Here is a 17,504-nt window from a genome sequence, read left to right on the forward strand (position 1 = left end):
GGTCCCGGAGAGTGATGCAATCACGGTAACCATAGCCAAGGCGCTGCGGCCGCGATAGGGCGGCACCGCCCAGGGGCGCCCCATGCGACATCTCGCGCGTCGGAACGAAAAGGCGCCTCCCAGCCATAGCCGGGAAGCGCCCATTCTTTCGTCCATCCGCGCTGGCGGATGCCGGGTGGGTATCAGTCGGCCGCTTGCGCCGTCCGCACCGGAATCCCCAGCCGGTGGATCATCTCCTTGGGCACCACCTGCCAGAAATCGCCCCGCACCAGATGCCAATCGTTGAGCAGGCGCTCGGCGAACTTGCTCTGCGTCTCCGTGACATGCTCGGTGATCAGGTCGCGCAGCATCGCCTCGTAATGCGGCACCTCGATCCGCTGGAAGATGACGCTCTCCTCGTTGACCTTGCGGGAGAAGCTGTCGTCCTCGTCGTAGACGAAGGCCATGCCGCCGGTCATGCCGGCGCCGAAGTTCTCGCCGACGCCGCCCAGGATCACCACCAACCCGCCGGTCATGTACTCGCACCCGTTGGAGCCGCAGCCCTCGACCACCACCTTGGCGCCGGAGTTGCGGACGGCGAAGCGCTCTCCCGCCTGACCGGCGGCGAACAGCTTGCCGGCGGTGGCGCCGTACAGCACGGTGTTGCCGATGATGGTGTTCTCGTTGGACTTCAGCGGGCTGCTGGTGCTCGGCCGCACCGTGATCGTGCCGCCCGACAGGCCCTTGCCGACATAGTCGTTGCTGTCGCCCAGCACCTCCAGCTTCATGCCCTGCACCGCGAAGGCGCCGAGCGACTGGCCGCAGGACCCGCGCAGCCGCACCGTGATGTGGCCGGGCTGGAGCCCGGTCATGCCGAATTTCCGCGTGATCATGGCGGAGAGACGGGTGCCGATGGCCCGGTGCGTGTTGCGCACGTTATAGGCCAGCTGCATCTTCTCGCCCTCCTCGAACAGCGGGCGGGCGTCGGCGATCATGCGGGCGTCCAGCGTGTCCGGCACCTCGTTGCGGCCCTGCATCGTGCAGTACCGCGCGCTGTCGCCAGGGTCGGCCTGGGCCAGCAGCGGGTTGAGGTCGAGGTCGTCCAAATGGGCGCCGCCGCGGCTCAGCTGGTGCAGCAGGTCGGTCCGGCCGATCACCTCGTTCAGCGTGCGGAAGCCCAGCTGGGACAGGATCTCGCGGACCTCCTCGGCCAGGAAGCTGAACAGGTTGATCACCCGTTCCGGCGTGCCGACGAACTTCTTGCGCAGCTCCTCGTCCTGGACGCAGACGCCGACCGGGCAGGTGTTGCTGTGGCACTGCCGGACCATGATGCAGCCCATGGCGATCAGGCTGGCGGTGCCGACGCCGTATTCCTCGGCGCCCAGCATGGCGGCGATCACGATGTCGCGGCCGGTCTTCAGGCCGCCGTCGGTGCGCAGCCGGACGCGGTGGCGCAGCCGGTTCAGCGTCAGCACCTGATGGACCTCGCTCAGGCCCATCTCCCACGGCACGCCGGCGTACTTGATCGAGGTCTGGGGGCTGGCGCCCGTCCCGCCGACATGGCCGGAGACCAGGATGATGTCGGCGTTCGCCTTGGCGACGCCGGCGGCGATCGTGCCGATGCCGGAACGAGACACCAGCTTGACGCAGACCTTGGCGTCCGGGTTGATCTGCTTCAGGTCATAGATGAGCTGGGCGAGATCCTCGATCGAGTAGATGTCGTGGTGCGGAGGCGGGCTGATCAGCATGACGCCGGGCGTCGAGTGGCGCAGCCGGGCGATCATCTCGGTCACCTTGAATCCGGGCAGCTGCCCGCCCTCGCCGGGCTTGGCGCCCTGGGCCACCTTGATCTCGATCTCGCGGCACTGGTTCAGGTATTCGGCGGTGACGCCGAACCGGCCCGACGCCACCTGCTTGATGGCCGAATTCCAGTTGTCGCCGTTCTTGTCCGGCTTGAACCGCGCCGGGTCCTCGCCGCCCTCGCCGCTGTCGGACTTGGCGCCGATCCTGTTCATGGCGACGTTGAGCGTGCCATGGGCCTCGGGCGACAGGGCGCCCAGCGACATGGCCGGCGTGATGAAGCGCTTGCGCAGCGACGTGATGCTCTCGACCTCGTCGACGGAGATCGCCTCGCGCGTCGAACGGAAGTCCAGCAGGTCGCGGATCTGGATTGGCGGCCGCTTGTTGGTGGCCTCCGTGTACTTCTTGAACGTCAGATAGCTGTCGGTCGCCACCGCCTGCTGGAGCATGTGGATCAGACCGGCCTCCCAGGCGTGCCGCTCGCCGTTGCGGCGGTACTTGTAGAAGCCGCCGATCGGCAGGGCGATGACGTCCTCGGCATAGGCCAGGGCGTGCTGCTCCAGCACCTTCTTCTGGATGCCGGCGAGGCCGATGCCCGAGATGCGGCTGACCATGCCGGGGAAGTGCTCGGCGACCAGCGCGCGGCTGAGGCCGACCGCCTCGAAGTTGCAGCCGCCGCGGTACGAGCTGATGATCGAGATGCCCATCTTGGACATGATCTTCAGCAAGCCCTCGTCGATCGCCTTCTTGAAGCGGTACAGGCACTGCTCCAGCGTCAGGTCGCCGAACAACCCGCGGCGGTGGCGGTCGGCGATGGCCTCCTGCGACAGATAGGCGTTGACCGTGGTGCCGCCGACGCCGATCAGCACGGCGTAGTAATGCACATCCATGCATTCGGACGACCGTACGTTCAGCGACGTGAAGGTGCGGAGCTGCTGGCGTACGAGATGCGTGTGGACGGCGCCGGTCGCCAGGATCATCGGCATCGGCGCGCGGCCGGCGCTGACCCGCTCGTCCGACAGGATCACGTGGGTGGCTCCCCCGCGAACGGCGTCCTCGGATTCCTGTCGGATGCGGCGCAGCGCGTCACGCAGCCCGTTGGAACCGCCGTCGACGTCGAAGGTGCAGTCGATCTCGGCGGAGGTCGAGCCCATGTACTCGCACATGGCGCGGAACTCGGCCGTCGTCAGCACGGGGCTCTCCAGCTGGAGCAGGCTGCACTGGGTGGCGTCCTCCTCCAGAATGTTGCCCAGGTTGCCGAGGCGCGTGCGCAGGCTCATCACCCGGCGCTCGCGCAGGCTGTCGATCGGCGGGTTGGTGACTTGGCTGAAGTTCTGGCGGAAGAAGTGGTGCAGGCCGCGGTACTTGTCGGACAGGACGGCCATCGGGCTGTCGTCGCCCATCGAGCCGACCGCCTCCTTGCCCTCGTCGACCATCGGATGCAGGACGGTCTCCAGGTCCTCCATCGTGATGCCGACGGCCAGCTGGCGGCGACGCAGCTCGTCCTTGGCCAGCACGGCGGACTCCGCCGGAGCGGCCTTAACCAAGCTGTCCAGCTCGGTCATGTTGCCGATCCAGTTGGCGAAGGGGCGCTGGGCCGCGAGATGGTCCTTGATCTCGCGGTCGTGGTACAGCTTGCCTTCGGCCAGATCGACCGCGATCATCTGCCCCGGCCCGAGCCGGCCCTTCTCCACGACGGTGCTCTCGTCCACCTTGACCATGCCGGTCTCGGAGCCCGCGATCAGCAGCCCGTCATTGGTGATGGTGTAGCGCATCGGGCGCAAGCCGTTGCGGTCCATGCCGCCCACCGCCCACCGGCCGTCGGTCATGGCCAGCGCCGCCGGGCCGTCCCACGGCTCCATGACGGCGTTGACATAGCCGTACAGCGCGCGGTGCGCCTCCGGCATGCTGTCGCCGGCGGCCAGCGCCTCGGGCACCAGCATCGTCTTGGTCATCGGCGCGGAGCGGCCGGCGCGGGCGACCACCTCGAACACCGCGTCCAGCGCGCCGCTGTCGGACGAGCCGATCGGGATCACCGGCTTGAGATCGTTGACGTACGAGCCGAAACGCTCGTGCTCCATCCGCGTCTCGTGCGCCTTCATCCAGTTGACGTTGCCTTTCAGCGTGTTGATCTCGCCGTTGTGGGCGAGCATGCGGAATGGCTGGGCCAGCGGCCAAGTCGGGAAGGTGTTGGTCGAATAGCGCTGGTGATAGATCGCGACGTTGGAGACGAACCGCTCGTCCAGCAGGTCGGGGTAGAACGAGGTCAGCTGCTCCGCCAGGAACATGCCCTTGTAGACGATCGAGCGGGCCGACAGCGTGCAGATGTAGAAGTCGTTGATCTGCTCGGCGCGGACGGCGGTCTCGATCCGGCGGCGGATGATGTAGAGCTCCAGCTCGAACTTGTCGTCGGTCTCGCCCTTGGAGTTGCCGATGATGATCTGCTCGATCTCGGGCCGGGTCGCGTTGGCCTTCTCGCCGATGATGTCGACGTTGATCGGCACTTGGCGCCAGCCATAGATATAGTAGCCGAAGTTCAGGATCTCGGTCTCGACGATGCAGCGGCAGCGCTCCTGCGCCTCCAGCGACAGGCGCGGCAGGAAGACCTGGCCAACGGCCAGCGGCCGGTCCGGCGGGATGTGGCCGATCAGCTTGACGTAGTCGTGGAAGAACTGCTGCGGCACCTGGACATGGATGCCGGCGCCATCGCCCGTCTTGCCGTCGGCGTCGACGGCGCCCCGGTGCCAGACCGCCTTCAGCGCCTCGATCCCCTTTTCCACCACCGACCGGCGCGGCTTGCCGTCCAGTGTCGCGATCATGCCGACGCCGCAGGCGTCATGTTCGTCCGCCGGATCATAGGCGTGGGTGGCCGTCAGGGTTTCGACGTTCGCCCGATACTCGGCAACGAACTGCTCGCCTGCGGTAAGGGTGTTTTCGGGCATGGCTGTTTGTCCTTTCTGAACCACAGGGTCGAGTAGTCTGGCTGATGGTCAATGGGTGAGGTGAAGACCGGCGCCGGCTGGAACCAACCCCGCGAGATCCGCGCGGATACGTTCCGCCGTCGTCACATGGGCCTTGTCTGGTCGGGCGGTCGGCCCCGCCTCGTTTTCGAAGAGGTGATGACGAAGCTTCCGCGCCTTCTCGGCTTCCGGCTCGTTACGGACACCGTCATCGGCGATGGCGCCAAGCAGGGCTTCGGCGACTTCGTCGTCCCAGTCGGATAGCGATTTTCGTTCGTTCAAAAGGTCGAGGCAGCGCTCCAGCACCCAGTTCTCATGGTTGATCGCCGCCTCGATATCGGTCCGGTCAAAGCTCCTGCGACCCATCATTTCCCTCCATCACGCGCGATGCCAGGAGCATGTCCTTGACTTGGACAGGAAGCTCCAGCCGTTCCATGAGCCGCTGGGGAGCAAGCTCGAAGTATTCTTCCATCACATCCACGAACCGGTCCATGAAGCCCATCGCGGCATTCTTGTCAGCCATCCAATCGATCAACTGATTGAAGCGGGCTGTCAGAGCATCCGAGGTTGTCCGATCAACGAGACCAGGAAGGTCTCTTCGATCTTTCTCACGATCCGCTCCAAGCTTCAGGAAGAACAAGTCCTCCACCGTCAGCATTTTGACTTCGACATCCTGTTGTCCGACGCTCATGGTCGTAAACTTGGGCGATTGCTCCAGATCTTTCAGAATGACACGTCCCCAGATGGCCTCCGATGACGTCACGTCGATCTTGAACAACCGTCCATGAATCTGTCGAAATTCTTTCTCCACTTCATAGATGATCGTCTCGTCGATGTTCTTCGAGTAGAAATCGACGTCCTTGCTCAAGTCCCGGACGCCATGAGCCGCCAGAGCGGTGCCGCCCACCATCACAACCGACTTCGGCAACTCCCCGCCCCGTGCGGAAATCCGTTCCAGGACGCTCTTCAAGACCATAAGGGCGTCGTTCAGATCCAGAAGTTGCTTCATCGCCCAGCCTTTCCGGAGGAAGCGGCTGGTTCTATTCCGCCGCGACCGCCGCCGAGGCGTTCGCTTCGGCCTTCTGGAGCAGGTAGGTGTGCATGTGCTCGGCGACGTCGCGGCCATCGCGGATCGCCCACACCACCAGACTGGCGCCGCGCACGATGTCGCCGGCGGCGAAGACACCGTCCAGGCTGGTCATCATGGTGCGGAAGTTGACCGTCACGGTGCCCCAGCGGCTGACCTTCAGGTCGGTCGCGCCGAACAGGGTCGGCAGGTCCTCGGGGTCGAAGCCCAGCGCCTTGATCGCGAGATCGGCCGGCAGGACATAGGACGAGCCCTCGATCACCTGCGGCGTCTGCCGGCCGCTGGCGTCGGCGACGCCCAGGTGGATGCGGTGGGCGCGCACGCCGGTGACGACGCCGTCCTGGCCCTCGAAGCCCTCGGGCGCCGATTGCCAGACGAACTCGACGCCCTCCTCCTCGGCGTTGTGGACCTCGCGCTGCGAGCCCGGCATGTTGGCTCGGTTGCGGCGGTACAGGCACTTGACCGACTTGGCGCCCTGGCGGATCGCGGTGCGGACGCAGTCCATCGCGGTGTCGCCGCCGCCGATCACGACCACATCCTTGCCGGCCGCGTTCAGCGCGCCGCTGTCGTAATCGGGGACCGCGTCGCCCATGCCCTGGCGGTTGCTGGTCGTCAGATAGGTCAGCGCCGGGACGATGTTGCCCAGGTCGGAGCCGGGGCCGGACAGGTCGCGCGCCTTGTAGACGCCGGTGGCGATCAGCACGGCGTCGTGCCGGGCCCGCAATTCCGCCAGCGAGGCGTCGCGGCCGACCTCGAATTCGGTGTGGAATACGACACCCTGGTCCACCAGAAGCTGTACCCGGCGCTCCACCACGTACTTCTCCAGCTTGAAGCCGGGGATGCCGTACATCATCAGGCCGCCGATCCGGTCGTGGCGGTCGTAGACATGGACCTCGTAGCCCTTGGCGCGCAGCTGTTCCGCCGCGGCCATGCCGCCGGGGCCGCCGCCGATGATGCCGACGGACTGGCCGCGCTCGCGGGTCGGCAGGCGAGGCTTGACCCAGCCCCGCTCCCAGGCGGTGTCGTTGATGTACTTCTCGATCGAGCCGATGGTGACGGTGCCGTGGGTCGATTGCTCGATCGTGCAGTTGCCCTCGCACAGGCGGTCCTGCGGGCAGATGCGGCCGCAGATCTCCGGCAGGTTGCTGGTCGCCGAGGACAGCTCGTAAGCCTCCTCCAGGCGGCCTTCGGCCGTCAGCTTCAGCCAATCCGGGATGTTGTTGTGGAGCGGGCAGTGAACCTGGCAGAACGGCACGCCGCATTGGGAGCAGCGGCTGGATTGCTCGACGGCGCCCGGCTGGTCGAACTCGCCATAGATCTCGTCGAAGTCGTGCCGGCGCGCCGACGCGTCCCGTTTGTCGGGCATGCGCTTTTCGGTGTGGACGAACTGCAACATTTTCTGCGCCATGGCGAACGATCCTTCAGCTCAGTCCCCTGCGGGCGCCCAGGCTCGATCAAGCCCCATCGGCACCAGAGGGTCACGGCCACACCGGCGTAACCGCGTGGAGGTGGAAACAAACTTATCCAGACTAGGTCGGGTTGGGTGGATATACGTCATATTCCCCAGCCTGACTAGCGGAAAAAAGCGAATAGGTCACGTTTATTGACCAATTCGTTCTCTTCAACCCGATCTGATTGATTATTGGGCAGGCTGGAGAGCCTGTTTGATAACTAATAGGTCCGAAGTGGGACTATCAAGGAGAAAGCCCAGTATTTCCGGGCTTCGGCGGCCAGTCCCTAGTCTCAACCGATGATGCGGTGCGGCAACACGCGAGGATAGTCAAAAAAAATGCGGGCTGAGAAGCCCGCATTTGCGAAGAACGGCGCCGTTGGATCAAATAGGCCCGGAAAACCCCAATCACGTGCCGTACCCGGCCCGCTGGGAGAAGCGCCCGCCGATCCGGTACCGGTCGAGATAGGTCGGGATGATCACCTCGGCGGCGGTCGGGCTGATCCCAAGGTCGGCCAAGGTCGCGGCGCCCGGCGCCACGACGTTGTCGGACCTCAGCAACTCGACCTGATCCTCCGTCAGCATCGGCTTGGGCAGCTTGCCCAGAACCTTGCCCTGGAACTCGGCGACCGACCACGGCACGGACACCAGGAAGCGCTTGCGCTTGGTCTCCGCCAGGACCAGTTCCATCAACTCCTTGAAGGTGTAGACCCGGGGACCTCCCAGCTCATAGGTCTTGCCCGGAGCCTCCGCGGAGGCCAGCGCCTTCATGATGGCGTCGGCGACGTCGCCGACATAGACCGGCTGGAACTTGGTGTGGCCCCCGCCGATCAGCGGCAGGGCCGGCAGGACGCGGGCCATGGCGGCGAAGCGGTTGAAGAAGCCGTCCTCGGGACCGAACACGACGCTGGGGCGGAGGATCGTCGCCTCCGGGAAGGCCTCGCGCACCGCCTGCTCGCCGGCGGCCTTGGTCCGCGCGTAGGCCGACTTCGACTTGGCGTCGGCCCCGATCGCCGAGATCTGGATGAAGCGCTGGGCGCCCGCCGCCTTGGCGGCGCGCGCGATCCGGGCCGGCGCCTCGGCCTGGGTTCCCTTGAAGCTGTTGACGCCCGACTCGTACAGGATGCCGATCAGGTTGATCACGATGTCGGACCCGCGCACCGCCGCCGCGACCGACGCGTCGTCGCGGATGTCGACCGCGATCGGCACGATCTGGCCGACGGCGCCGTTGGTCCGCAGGAAGTTCGCGGAGCTGGGATGGCGCGTCGCGATGCGGATGACGGTCCCGGTCTTGGCCAGACGCTTGATCAAGTGACGGCCGATGAACCCGGACCCGCCGAAAACAGTGGCCACCCGATACCGAAAGGACATCGCACTCTCCAAGCCTGAAAATTGCCGGCGCCCCCGTTTTCGCGCCGTGACGCGCGCCGAGGGCTGTTGGGCAGTGCTTATAACCAAATGACGGGCGGGGAGCCAGCGTCGCGGTGGATGCCGGCGCCGGAACGGAATACGGGTTTGAAAAAGCATTTGACAGCATGCGGCGGGGGCCATATACCCCGGCTCCACATCGCCCAGGTGGCGGAATTGGTAGACGCGCAGGTTTCAGGTACCTGTGGCAGAAATGTCGTGGAAGTTCGAGTCTTCTCCTGGGCACCAATTCCTCGGTAACGGCCGCTAGATCGCAAGCACCCCAACTCTCCGGTGCGAGTGGATCGAAGCGGCCGTTCCCGCTTCCGGGACGGACGGCAGTGCCCATAGAGCTTTACGACGGCGATCTCCCCGACGATTACGATTTCGGCTCCAGCGTCGCGATCGACACCGAAACCATGGGGTTGAACCCCGTGCGCGACCGGCTCTGCCTGGTCCAGCTCTCGGCGGGCGATGGCAACTGCCACTTGGTCCAGCTGCGCCAGGGCCGTTACGAGGCGCCGAACCTCAAGCGCCTGCTGACCGATCCGTCCGTCACCAAGCTGTTTCACTTCGCCCGGTTTGACATCGCCGCCCTCCAAGCTTACCTGGGGGTGGTGTGCGAGCCCGTCTATTGTACCAAGATCGCCTCCAGGCTGGTTCGCACCTTCACCGATCGCCACGGGTTGAAGGATCTATGCAAGGATCTGCTGGGTGTGGAATTGTCGAAGCAGCAGCAATCCTCCGACTGGGGCGCGGTCGAGCTGACGCCGGAACAGCTGAGATACGCGGCGTCGGACGTGCTGCACCTGCACCAACTGCGCGAGCGGCTGGACCGGATGCTGGAACGCGAGGGCCGCACGGATCTCGCCGCCGAATGCTTCCGCTTCCTGCCGACCCGCGCCGCCCTGGACCTCGGCGGCTGGGCCGACCAGGACATCTTCGCGCACTGACGCTCTGCCCGCCGGCCGCGTCGACGGGTGGGAAGTTCGCCCAGCGGATGGACGTAATGCCGCGTTCCGCGTCAATTTGACGGCAGCGCGGGTTTGACCGCGTTTCGGCTGGTGGGCATACTGCCGCTCGCCAAGGGCCGGAATCGTCGGGGCGCCACACGCCGCCCGGACCCCCGCCCGGCCGACGCGCCGGGCAAGTTTCGCAAATTTGGGAGTTATCCGGCCTTGGACCATTCGATCGACAGCGACAGGACGCGCGCGGAAACGACGCCGGTCGACGTGTCGCTCGACGCGACGGGCCGCGCCGCGGCTGACATCGCCGTGGCCGGACGGGTGCTGCGCATGGAGGCGGAGGCGCTGGTCGATCTGGCCGCCAGCCTCGATCGCGGTTTCGGCCGGGCGGTCGATCTGCTCGCCGGCATCACCGGGCGGGTCGTCGTGACCGGCATGGGCAAGAGCGGCCATGTCGCCCGCAAGATCGCGGCCACGCTCGCCTCCACCGGCACGCCGGCGCTGTGGGTCCACCCCGGCGAGGCCAGCCACGGCGACCTCGGCATGATCGGCAAGGACGACGCGGTGATCGCGCTGTCCAACTCGGGAGACACGGCGGAACTGGCCGACATCGTCGCCTACGCCAAGCGGTTCCGCATCCCGCTGCTCGGCATCACCCGCCGCGTCCATTCGTCGCTGGGCGAGCAGTCCGATGTCGCGTTGATCCTGCCCGCCACCCCCGAGGCCTGCCCGCTGGGTCTGGCGCCCACCACGTCGACGACCATGATGATGGCGCTGGGCGACGCCCTGGCGGTGGCCCTGCTGGAGCGGCGCGGCTTCTCCGCCGCCGATTTCAAGGTCTTCCATCCCGGCGGCCAGCTCGGGCGCCAGCTGCTGCGCGTCACCGAGTTGATGCACAAGGGCGTCGAGGTGCCGGTGGCGCCCCTCGACATCAGGGTGTCCGAGGCGATCCTGGTGATGACGACCAAGAGCTTCGGCTGCGTCGGCCTGATCGGCGCCGATGGTCGGCTGGCCGGCATCATCACCGACGGCGACCTGCGCCGCCACATGAACCCGGACCTGCTCGCCAAGCCGGCCGCCTCCGTCATGACGGCCGATCCCAAGACGATCCGGACGACGGCGCTGGCCGGCGAGGCGCTGGGCATCATGAACGCCTTGGCGATCACCAGCCTGTTCGTCACCGATGACGGCCGCCCGGTCGGCATCATCCATATCCACGACTGCCTGCGGGCCGGTGTGGTCTGACATCATGGTCTCCCAACATCCAGGCACATCGGGCGGGATGGGCCGATCGCCCCAGGGCGGTCCCCAGTCCGATCCCCAAGCGGCGGTTTCCCCGGAGGCCGGTGTGATCTCCGCGCGGGTCGAGCGGATCGTCCGCGCCGGCGGCGGCTATTCGCACTTCGTCCGCCTGATGAAGGTGGTGCTGCCCTTGCTCGCCTTCGGCCTGATCGCCCTGTTGGCGGCGTGGCCCCGCATCCAGGGCGCCGATCAGGAGACGCCCCGGCGCGACACCGGTGAGTTGGAGATGATGCGGGCGCTTTATGTCGGTACCGACAGCCAGAACCGCCCGTTCTCGGTGACGGCCGACCGCGCCGTGCAGTCGTCGAGTGAGCCCGGCGTGCTAGATCTCGTCCGCCCGAGGGCGGAGCTGACCCTCCAGGACGGAACCTGGGTGGCGTTGAAGGCGGATCGCGGCCGCTACAACGACAAGACGGGCAAGCTTCTGCTGCTCGGCAACGCCGACCTGTTCCACGACAAGGGTTACGAGTTCAAGACCGACGAGGCCCATGTCGACGTCAACGCCAGCAACGCCTGGGGCGACCTGCCGGTGACGGGGCAGGGACCGTTCGGGGAGCTGAGCGCGCAGGGCTTCCGCCTGTTCAACGGCGGCGAGACCATCGTCTTCACCGGGCGGTCGCATCTCGACCTCGCCCCTGGCGTCTCCGGATCGGGTGGCCTGCCGGGTGCTGGCGGCTCCGCCGCCACCGTCTCCCCGGTCACGGGAGCCAGTGAGCCGGCGGTGCCGGAAGCACCTCCCCGCGTCGCCGAACGCCCCGATCAAGAACAAGAACAGCCCACACCGGAGCAGGTCCAGCGATGAGCACGTGGTTTCGCCAAGCGGCCCTCGCCTCGGGGGTTTGTCTGGGTCTGGCGTTCGGCGCGGTCCCCGCCCACGCCCAAGGCATCGGCGCCCCGGAACAGGGGGGTCTTCCCATCGCGATCGACGCCGATCAGGCGATCGAGTGGCACCAGGAACAGAAGGCCTATGTCGCCCGCGGCAACGCGGTCGCCAAGCGGGGCGACGTGACAATCACCGGCGACACCCTGGTGGCCTATTACCGCGACAGTCCCGCCGGCGGGACCGAGATCTTCCGTTTGGCGGCGGATGGCAAGGTGGTCCATATCTTCACGCCGGCGCAGAACGTCTATGGCGAACGCGCGGTCTACGATGTGGACAAGCAGGTCGCCGTCGTCACCGGCTCCAATCTCAGGCTGGTGACGCCGACCGACGTGGTCACGGCGCGGGACAGCCTGGAATACTGGCAGGCCCAGAAGCTCGCCGTCGCCCGCGGCGACGCCGTCGCGGTGCGCGAGGCCAGCAAGGTCAACGCCGACGTCCTGGTCGGGCTGTTCGAGGAAGGCGCCGGTGGGTCGCTGGAAATGACCCGCATCGACGCGCAGGGGAACGTCGTGATCACCACGCCCACCGATGTGGCGCGCGGCCGGGATGGTGTCTATAACCTCAAGACCAACATCGCGACCCTGACCGGTGACGTGCGCCTGACCCGCGGCGACAATCATCTGAACGGCCAGACCGCCGAGGTCAACATGAACACGGGAGTGAGCCGCTTGCTCAACACGGGAAACCGCACCGGCGAACGCGTCCGCGGCCTGTTCGTGCCCGGTCAACAACCAGGTGGCGCCGGGGCTCCCCCCGCGGTCGGGCGGCCCACTCCGGTCCAGCCGGCTCCCGGAGGCGGCGGCAATTGACCATTCGGGAGTTCAGAAAGCCGGATCGCCCCGACAAGGCCCCGTCTGCGGCCCGCCCGTCCGGTGCCACCGCGCCGCGCCTCGTCGCCGACAACCCGAAGGCCATTGGCGATCAGCCGGGGCTCATCGCCAGCAACCTGGGCAAGCACTACAAGAAGCGCCCGGTCCTGCGCGACGTCAGCATCACCGTGCGGCGGGGCGAGGCGGTCGGGCTGCTGGGGCCGAACGGCGCCGGCAAGACAACCTGCTTCTACATCATCACCGGGCTGATTTCGCCCGACTACGGCACGATCAGCCTGGATGGCCAGGACATCACCGGCTTGCCCATGTACCGGCGCGCGCGGCTCGGCATCGGCTACCTGCCGCAGGAGGCATCGATCTTCCGTGGCATGTCGGTGGAGAACAACATCCGCGCCGTGCTGGAGGTGGTCGAGCCGGACCGGGAGACGCGCGAGTCGATGCTGGACGAGTTGCTGGCCGAGTTCTCGATCTCCCACCTGCGCCGGACGCCGTCGCTGGCCCTGTCCGGCGGCGAGCGGCGGCGTGTCGAGATCGCCCGCGCCCTCGCGTCGCAGCCCCATTTCATCCTGCTGGATGAACCCTTGGCCGGCATCGACCCTATCGCGGTCAACGACATCCGCGAACTGGTCACCCACTTGCGGGACCGGGGTATCGGGGTGCTCATAACCGACCACAATGTGCGGGAAACGCTGGAGATCGTCGATCGGGCATACATTTTGCACGATGGTATGGTACTGATGGAGGGAGAGCCTTCGGAGATCGTGGCGCACAAGGATGTGCGCCGGGTCTACCTGGGCGAACGATTCAGCCTCTAACTACCCTCCTGGCATCATGGCGCTCACACAACGTCTCGATCTTCGACAAACCCAGTCGCTTGTCATGACACCGCAGTTGCAGCAGGCCATCAAGCTGCTGCAACTATCCAACATGGAATTGTCCGACTACGTCGACCGGGAGATCGAGCAGAACCCCTTGCTGGAGCGCGAGGAGGGCGAGTTTGGCGGCGGCGAGGCGGGGGGCGCGCATGGGGCTGCGGGAAACGACGCGTCGCGGCCCTCGGAGGGTGAAGGCGGCGGCAGCGGCGGCGTCGATCAGGCGGAACCGGTCTCGCCGATCAACAGCGCCGATCAGCGCCAGCTCGACACCCATGAACTGACCACGTCAGACCACATGGCCGGCGGCTCGGACTCGCCGCTGGACACCGATTTCGAGAACGTCTGGACCAATGGCAGCGCCGCCGATGGTGGGTTCGACGGCACCGAGGCGTTCGGCGACTGGTCCTCCAAGGGCGGCGGCGGCGCGTTCGAGGATTCCGATTACAATCTCGAGCAGACGCTCAGCGGCGACCTCAGCCTGCGCGACCACTTGATCGGCCAGCTCAACGTCGACATCGCCGATCCGGTCGACCGGCTGATCGGATTGGCCCTGATCGATACCCTGGACGCCGCCGGCTACGTCAGCGGCGATCTCGACGCGCTGGCCGAACAGCTGAACTGCGATCCGGCCCGGATCGAGGCGGTGCTGTGGCAGGTGCAGCGGTTCGATCCGCCCGGCGTCTTCGCGCGAAGCTTGAAGGAGTGCCTGGAGATCCAGCTGCGCGAGCGCAACCACCTGGATCCCGCGATGCAGGCGATGCTCGACAACCTCGACCTGCTTGCGGCGCGCAACGTCCCGGCGCTGCTGAAAGTTTGCGGCATCGACGCCGAGGATCTCGCCGACATGGTGGCGGAGATCAGGACGCTCGATCCCAAGCCGGCGTTGCGCTTCGACCATCAGGTTGTGCAGACCGTCACGCCGGATATCTTGATGCGGCCCCAGCCGGGCGGCGGCTGGCTGATCGAATTGAATACCGAGACGCTGCCTCGCGTTCTGATCAATCAACGATATTTCGCCCAGGTCAGCGGCGAGGTGCGTGGCAAGGCCGAGAAGGATTACATTTCGGAGCGCTTCAATTCCGCCAACTGGCTGGTCAAGTCGCTTCACCAGCGGGCCAACACGATCCTGAAGGTCGCCACCGAGATCGTCCGCCAGCAGGACCTTTTCTTCGTCAAAGGGGTGCAGTCGCTTCGCCCGCTGATCCTCCGCGACATCGCCGAGGCGATCGGAATGCATGAATCGACGGTCAGCCGGGTGACGACCAACAAGTTCATGGCGACGCCGCGCGGCGTGTACGAGTTGAAATACTTCTTCACGTCTTCGATCAATGGGGCGGATGGCGAGGCCTCGCACTCGGCGGAGGCGGTGCGCTTCCGGATCAAGGCCCTGATCGACGGCGAGCCACCCGATGGAATCCTTTCCGATGATCGGATCGTGGAGATTCTCAAATCGGATGGGATCGAGATTGCGCGGCGCACGGTGGCAAAGTATCGTGAGGCCATGCGGATCCCGTCTTCTGTCCAACGGCGCCGCGAAAAGTCGATGAGACTATAGACTGATCGAGGCGGTGTCGCCGGGGAGAGGGCCGGAATCCGCCAATCCGGGAACGGTTGCAGCCATAAGGCTGTTTGTCAACTTAAGGGAGGCGTCACCTTCGTCACGGCCCAGCAGTGACGTCGCCCGCTTGATCCCACTCTACGGGCCCAGAACACCGGACAACCTACGTCATGCACCTATCCGTCAAAGGCAAACAGCTTGACGTTGGGGACGCTCTGCGAACCCACGTCGATGAAAGCCTAACCGCCATCGTAGGCAAATATTTCGGCCGGCCGATCGAGGCCAACGTGGTCTTCTCCCGCGAGGCCCACTTGTTCAAAGCCGATATTTCGGTGCATGTCGGCCGCAATATCCTGCTGCAGAGCAACGCCGAGGCGAGCGAGCCCTATCCCGCCTTCGACACCGCCGCCGACAAGATCGCCAAGCGCCTCCGCCGCTACAAGCGCCGTCTCAAGGATCACCACAAGCACGACGGCGACGGCGTGGATGGCGCCATGGCCATGGCCCCGCTCTCCGCCAACCAGTACATCCTGGAAGCGGAGGCCGACGAGACCCATATCGACGGCTATGATGACGAAACCTTGGATACGGCGGCACCGCTGGCGAATGGCGACGATGGGCATCCCCAGCCCGTGGTCATCGCCGAGATGACCACCGCCATCGACACGCTGACGGTCAGCGAAGCCGTCATGCGCATGGACCTGGCCGAACTTCCGGCCTTGATGTTTCGGAACCGCGCCCATGGCGGCCTGAACATGATCTATCGCCGCCACGATGGGAATGTCGGCTGGATCGATCCCACGGGCACCGAGGGAGCCGGCGCCTGACCAGGCGCCACCGAACAATATATGGCCGAATACGCATATGATTGATCTGATCACGCCCCAGAGCATCATCGCCAACCTGCGCGCCGGCAGCAAGAAGCAGGCTTTGCAGGAATTGGCGAGGAAGGCGGCGGAACTGACCGGGCAGCACGAACGCGCGATCTTCGACGTGCTGCTCGAACGGGAAAGGCTCGGCACGACTGGTGTGGGGCATGGCATCGCCATTCCCCACGGCAAGCTGTCAAACCTGGACCATGTCCATGGCGTCTTCGCCCGTCTGGAAAGACCGGTTGATTTCGACGCCATCGACGACCAGCCCGTCGACTTGATGTTTCTGTTGCTGGCGCCGGAAGCGGCGGGTGCCGATCACCTCAAGGCCCTGGCCCGGGTGTCGCGCCTGCTGCGGGACGGGACGATGTGCGACAAACTGCGCGGGTCCGACAGCGCGGAGGCGATCTACGCGCTGTTGACCCAAGGCGAAGCGAGCCACGCCGCTTGAGAAGGTGGGTGCCGGCGCCGGATCGATGATGGGTCCGACGCCGGTGATCCCTGACGCTACCGAAGACCGGGACTTTACCGACGCAGGTCAGGCTGTCAGGCGCTCCATTCCGGCAATTTCCGCTCGAAATAGGCGATGGTCCGCTCCAAGCCCTGCTTCAGGGGGATCGTCGGTTCCCACCCCAACTGGGCCTTGGCGCGGCTGATGTCCGGCCGGCGCTGCGTCGGGTCATCCTGCGGCAGGGGTTTGAAGACCATTTCGGACTTCGATCCAGTCATCTCGATCACCAATTCCGCCAATTGACGGATGGTGAACTCGCCCGGATTGCCCAGGTTGACCGGTCCGATGACATCGTCCGGTGCCGCCATCAGGCGGACGAACCCCTCGATCAGATCCTCGACATAGCAGAAAGACCGCGTCTGGCTGCCGTCGCCATACAGCGTGACGGGCTCGCCGCGCAGCGCCTGGACGATGAAGTTCGACACCACACGGCCATCCTGGGGATGCATGCGCGGGCCATAGGTGTTGAAGATCCGAGCGACGCGGATGTTCAGCTTGTATTGGCGGTGATAGTCGAAGAACAGCGTCTCGGCGCAGCGTTTGCCCTCGTCGTAGCAGGCGCGCGGCCCGATCGGGTTGACGTTGCCCCAATACCCTTCCGTCTGCGGATGGACCGCCGGATCGCCATAGACCTCGCTGGTCGACGCCTGGAACACCTTGGCCTTGACCCTCTTGGCCAGCCCCAGCACGTTGATCGCGCCATGGACGCTGGTCTTGACGGTCTGGACCGGATCGAACTGGTAATGGATCGGCGACGCCGGACAGGCGAGGTTATAGATTTCGTCGACCTCCACATAGAGGGGGAAGGTGACGTCGTGGCGCATCACTTCGAAGTAGGGGTTGTCCAGCAGGTGCAGGATGTTGTCGCGCGATCCCGTGAAATAGTTATCCGCGCAGATCACTTGGCATCCATCGTTGAGCAGCCGTTCGCACAGGAAGGACCCGAGGAACCCGGCCCCTCCCGTCACCAGCACGCGTTTACGTCCGTACATTTTCGGCTTCGCCCCCGTTGATTTCCGATCGAG

General features: G+C 65.7%; 14 protein-coding genes and 1 tRNA gene. 9 read left to right on the forward strand and 6 right to left on the reverse strand.

Annotated features, from left to right (window positions below; all coding sequences use genetic code 11):
- Positions 1–182: 182 nt before the first annotated feature.
- The 5 genes from gltB to N825_RS24345 all read right to left on the reverse strand — a co-directional run bounded on the left by gltB (position 183) and on the right by N825_RS24345 (position 8,647).
- Positions 183–4,721: a glutamate synthase large subunit gene (gene gltB, locus N825_RS24325; RefSeq protein WP_037457834.1), complete on the reverse strand. Its 4,539-nt coding sequence runs from the start codon at positions 4,719–4,721 to the stop codon at positions 183–185.
- 48 nt (positions 4,722–4,769) lie between these two features.
- Positions 4,770–5,108, reverse strand: coding sequence for a hypothetical protein (locus N825_RS24330; RefSeq protein WP_157619516.1), 339 nt, complete (start codon positions 5,106–5,108; stop codon positions 4,770–4,772).
- A complete protein-coding gene (locus tag N825_RS24335; RefSeq protein ID WP_037457838.1) occupies positions 5,086–5,748 on the reverse strand; it encodes a DUF6036 family nucleotidyltransferase in 663 nt (220 codons plus the stop codon). Before N825_RS24335 ends, N825_RS24330 begins: the two co-directional genes overlap by 23 nt.
- 31 nt (positions 5,749–5,779) lie before the next feature.
- Complete coding sequence (locus N825_RS24340; RefSeq protein ID WP_037457840.1) at positions 5,780–7,234, reverse strand: NAD(P)-dependent oxidoreductase; 1,455 nt, start codon at positions 7,232–7,234, stop codon at positions 5,780–5,782.
- A 450-nt stretch (positions 7,235–7,684) separates the two neighbouring features.
- Positions 7,685–8,647 carry a complex I NDUFA9 subunit family protein gene (locus N825_RS24345; protein WP_037457841.1) on the reverse strand — a complete coding sequence of 321 codons (963 nt, stop codon included), beginning with the start codon at positions 8,645–8,647 and terminating at the stop codon, positions 7,685–7,687.
- A 198-nt stretch (positions 8,648–8,845) separates the two neighbouring features.
- Between N825_RS24345 and N825_RS24350 the strand changes: the two genes are divergently transcribed.
- From N825_RS24350 to ptsN, 9 genes are all read left to right on the forward strand, one after another.
- Positions 8,846–8,932 (forward strand) — tRNA-Leu (locus N825_RS24350).
- A gap of 92 nt (positions 8,933–9,024) precedes the next feature.
- Entirely contained in the window at positions 9,025–9,636 is a 612-nt protein-coding gene (locus tag N825_RS24355; RefSeq protein ID WP_037457842.1) for a ribonuclease D, read from the forward strand.
- A gap of 342 nt (positions 9,637–9,978) precedes the next feature.
- Positions 9,979–10,893: a KpsF/GutQ family sugar-phosphate isomerase gene (locus N825_RS24360; protein WP_051512925.1), complete on the forward strand. Its 915-nt coding sequence runs from the start codon at positions 9,979–9,981 to the stop codon at positions 10,891–10,893.
- Between the two features lie 37 nt (positions 10,894–10,930).
- Entirely contained in the window at positions 10,931–11,752 is an 822-nt protein-coding gene (gene lptC / locus N825_RS36875) for an LPS export ABC transporter periplasmic protein LptC (protein WP_051512918.1), read from the forward strand.
- Entirely contained in the window at positions 11,749–12,642 is an 894-nt protein-coding gene (locus N825_RS24370; protein WP_063833917.1) for an LptA/OstA family protein, read from the forward strand. The genes lptC and N825_RS24370 overlap by 4 nt, the downstream gene beginning before the upstream one ends.
- A 2-nt stretch (positions 12,643–12,644) precedes the next feature.
- A complete protein-coding gene (gene lptB, locus N825_RS24375; RefSeq protein WP_037457941.1) occupies positions 12,645–13,478 on the forward strand; it encodes an LPS export ABC transporter ATP-binding protein in 834 nt (277 codons plus the stop codon).
- A gap of 16 nt (positions 13,479–13,494) precedes the next feature.
- A complete protein-coding gene (gene rpoN, locus N825_RS24380; RefSeq protein ID WP_037457844.1) occupies positions 13,495–15,093 on the forward strand; it encodes an RNA polymerase factor sigma-54 in 1,599 nt (532 codons plus the stop codon).
- 173 nt (positions 15,094–15,266) lie between these two features.
- Positions 15,267–15,923 (forward strand): ribosome hibernation-promoting factor, HPF/YfiA family, encoded by a 657-nt coding sequence (gene hpf, locus N825_RS24385; protein ID WP_037457845.1) that lies wholly within the window; start codon positions 15,267–15,269, stop codon positions 15,921–15,923.
- Positions 15,924–15,960: 37 nt separating this feature from the next.
- Entirely contained in the window at positions 15,961–16,419 is a 459-nt protein-coding gene (ptsN, locus tag N825_RS24390; protein WP_037457847.1) for a PTS IIA-like nitrogen regulatory protein PtsN, read from the forward strand.
- Positions 16,420–16,514: 95 nt separating this feature from the next.
- Here ptsN and N825_RS24395 read toward each other — a convergent pair whose 3' ends face one another.
- Positions 16,515–17,471 (reverse strand): UDP-glucuronic acid decarboxylase family protein, encoded by a 957-nt coding sequence (locus N825_RS24395; RefSeq protein WP_037457850.1) that lies wholly within the window; start codon positions 17,469–17,471, stop codon positions 16,515–16,517.
- Positions 17,472–17,504: the final 33 nt, after the last annotated feature.

Source organism: Skermanella stibiiresistens SB22 (genome assembly GCF_000576635.1).
Classification (GTDB): Bacteria; Pseudomonadota; Alphaproteobacteria; order Azospirillales; family Azospirillaceae; genus Skermanella; species Skermanella stibiiresistens.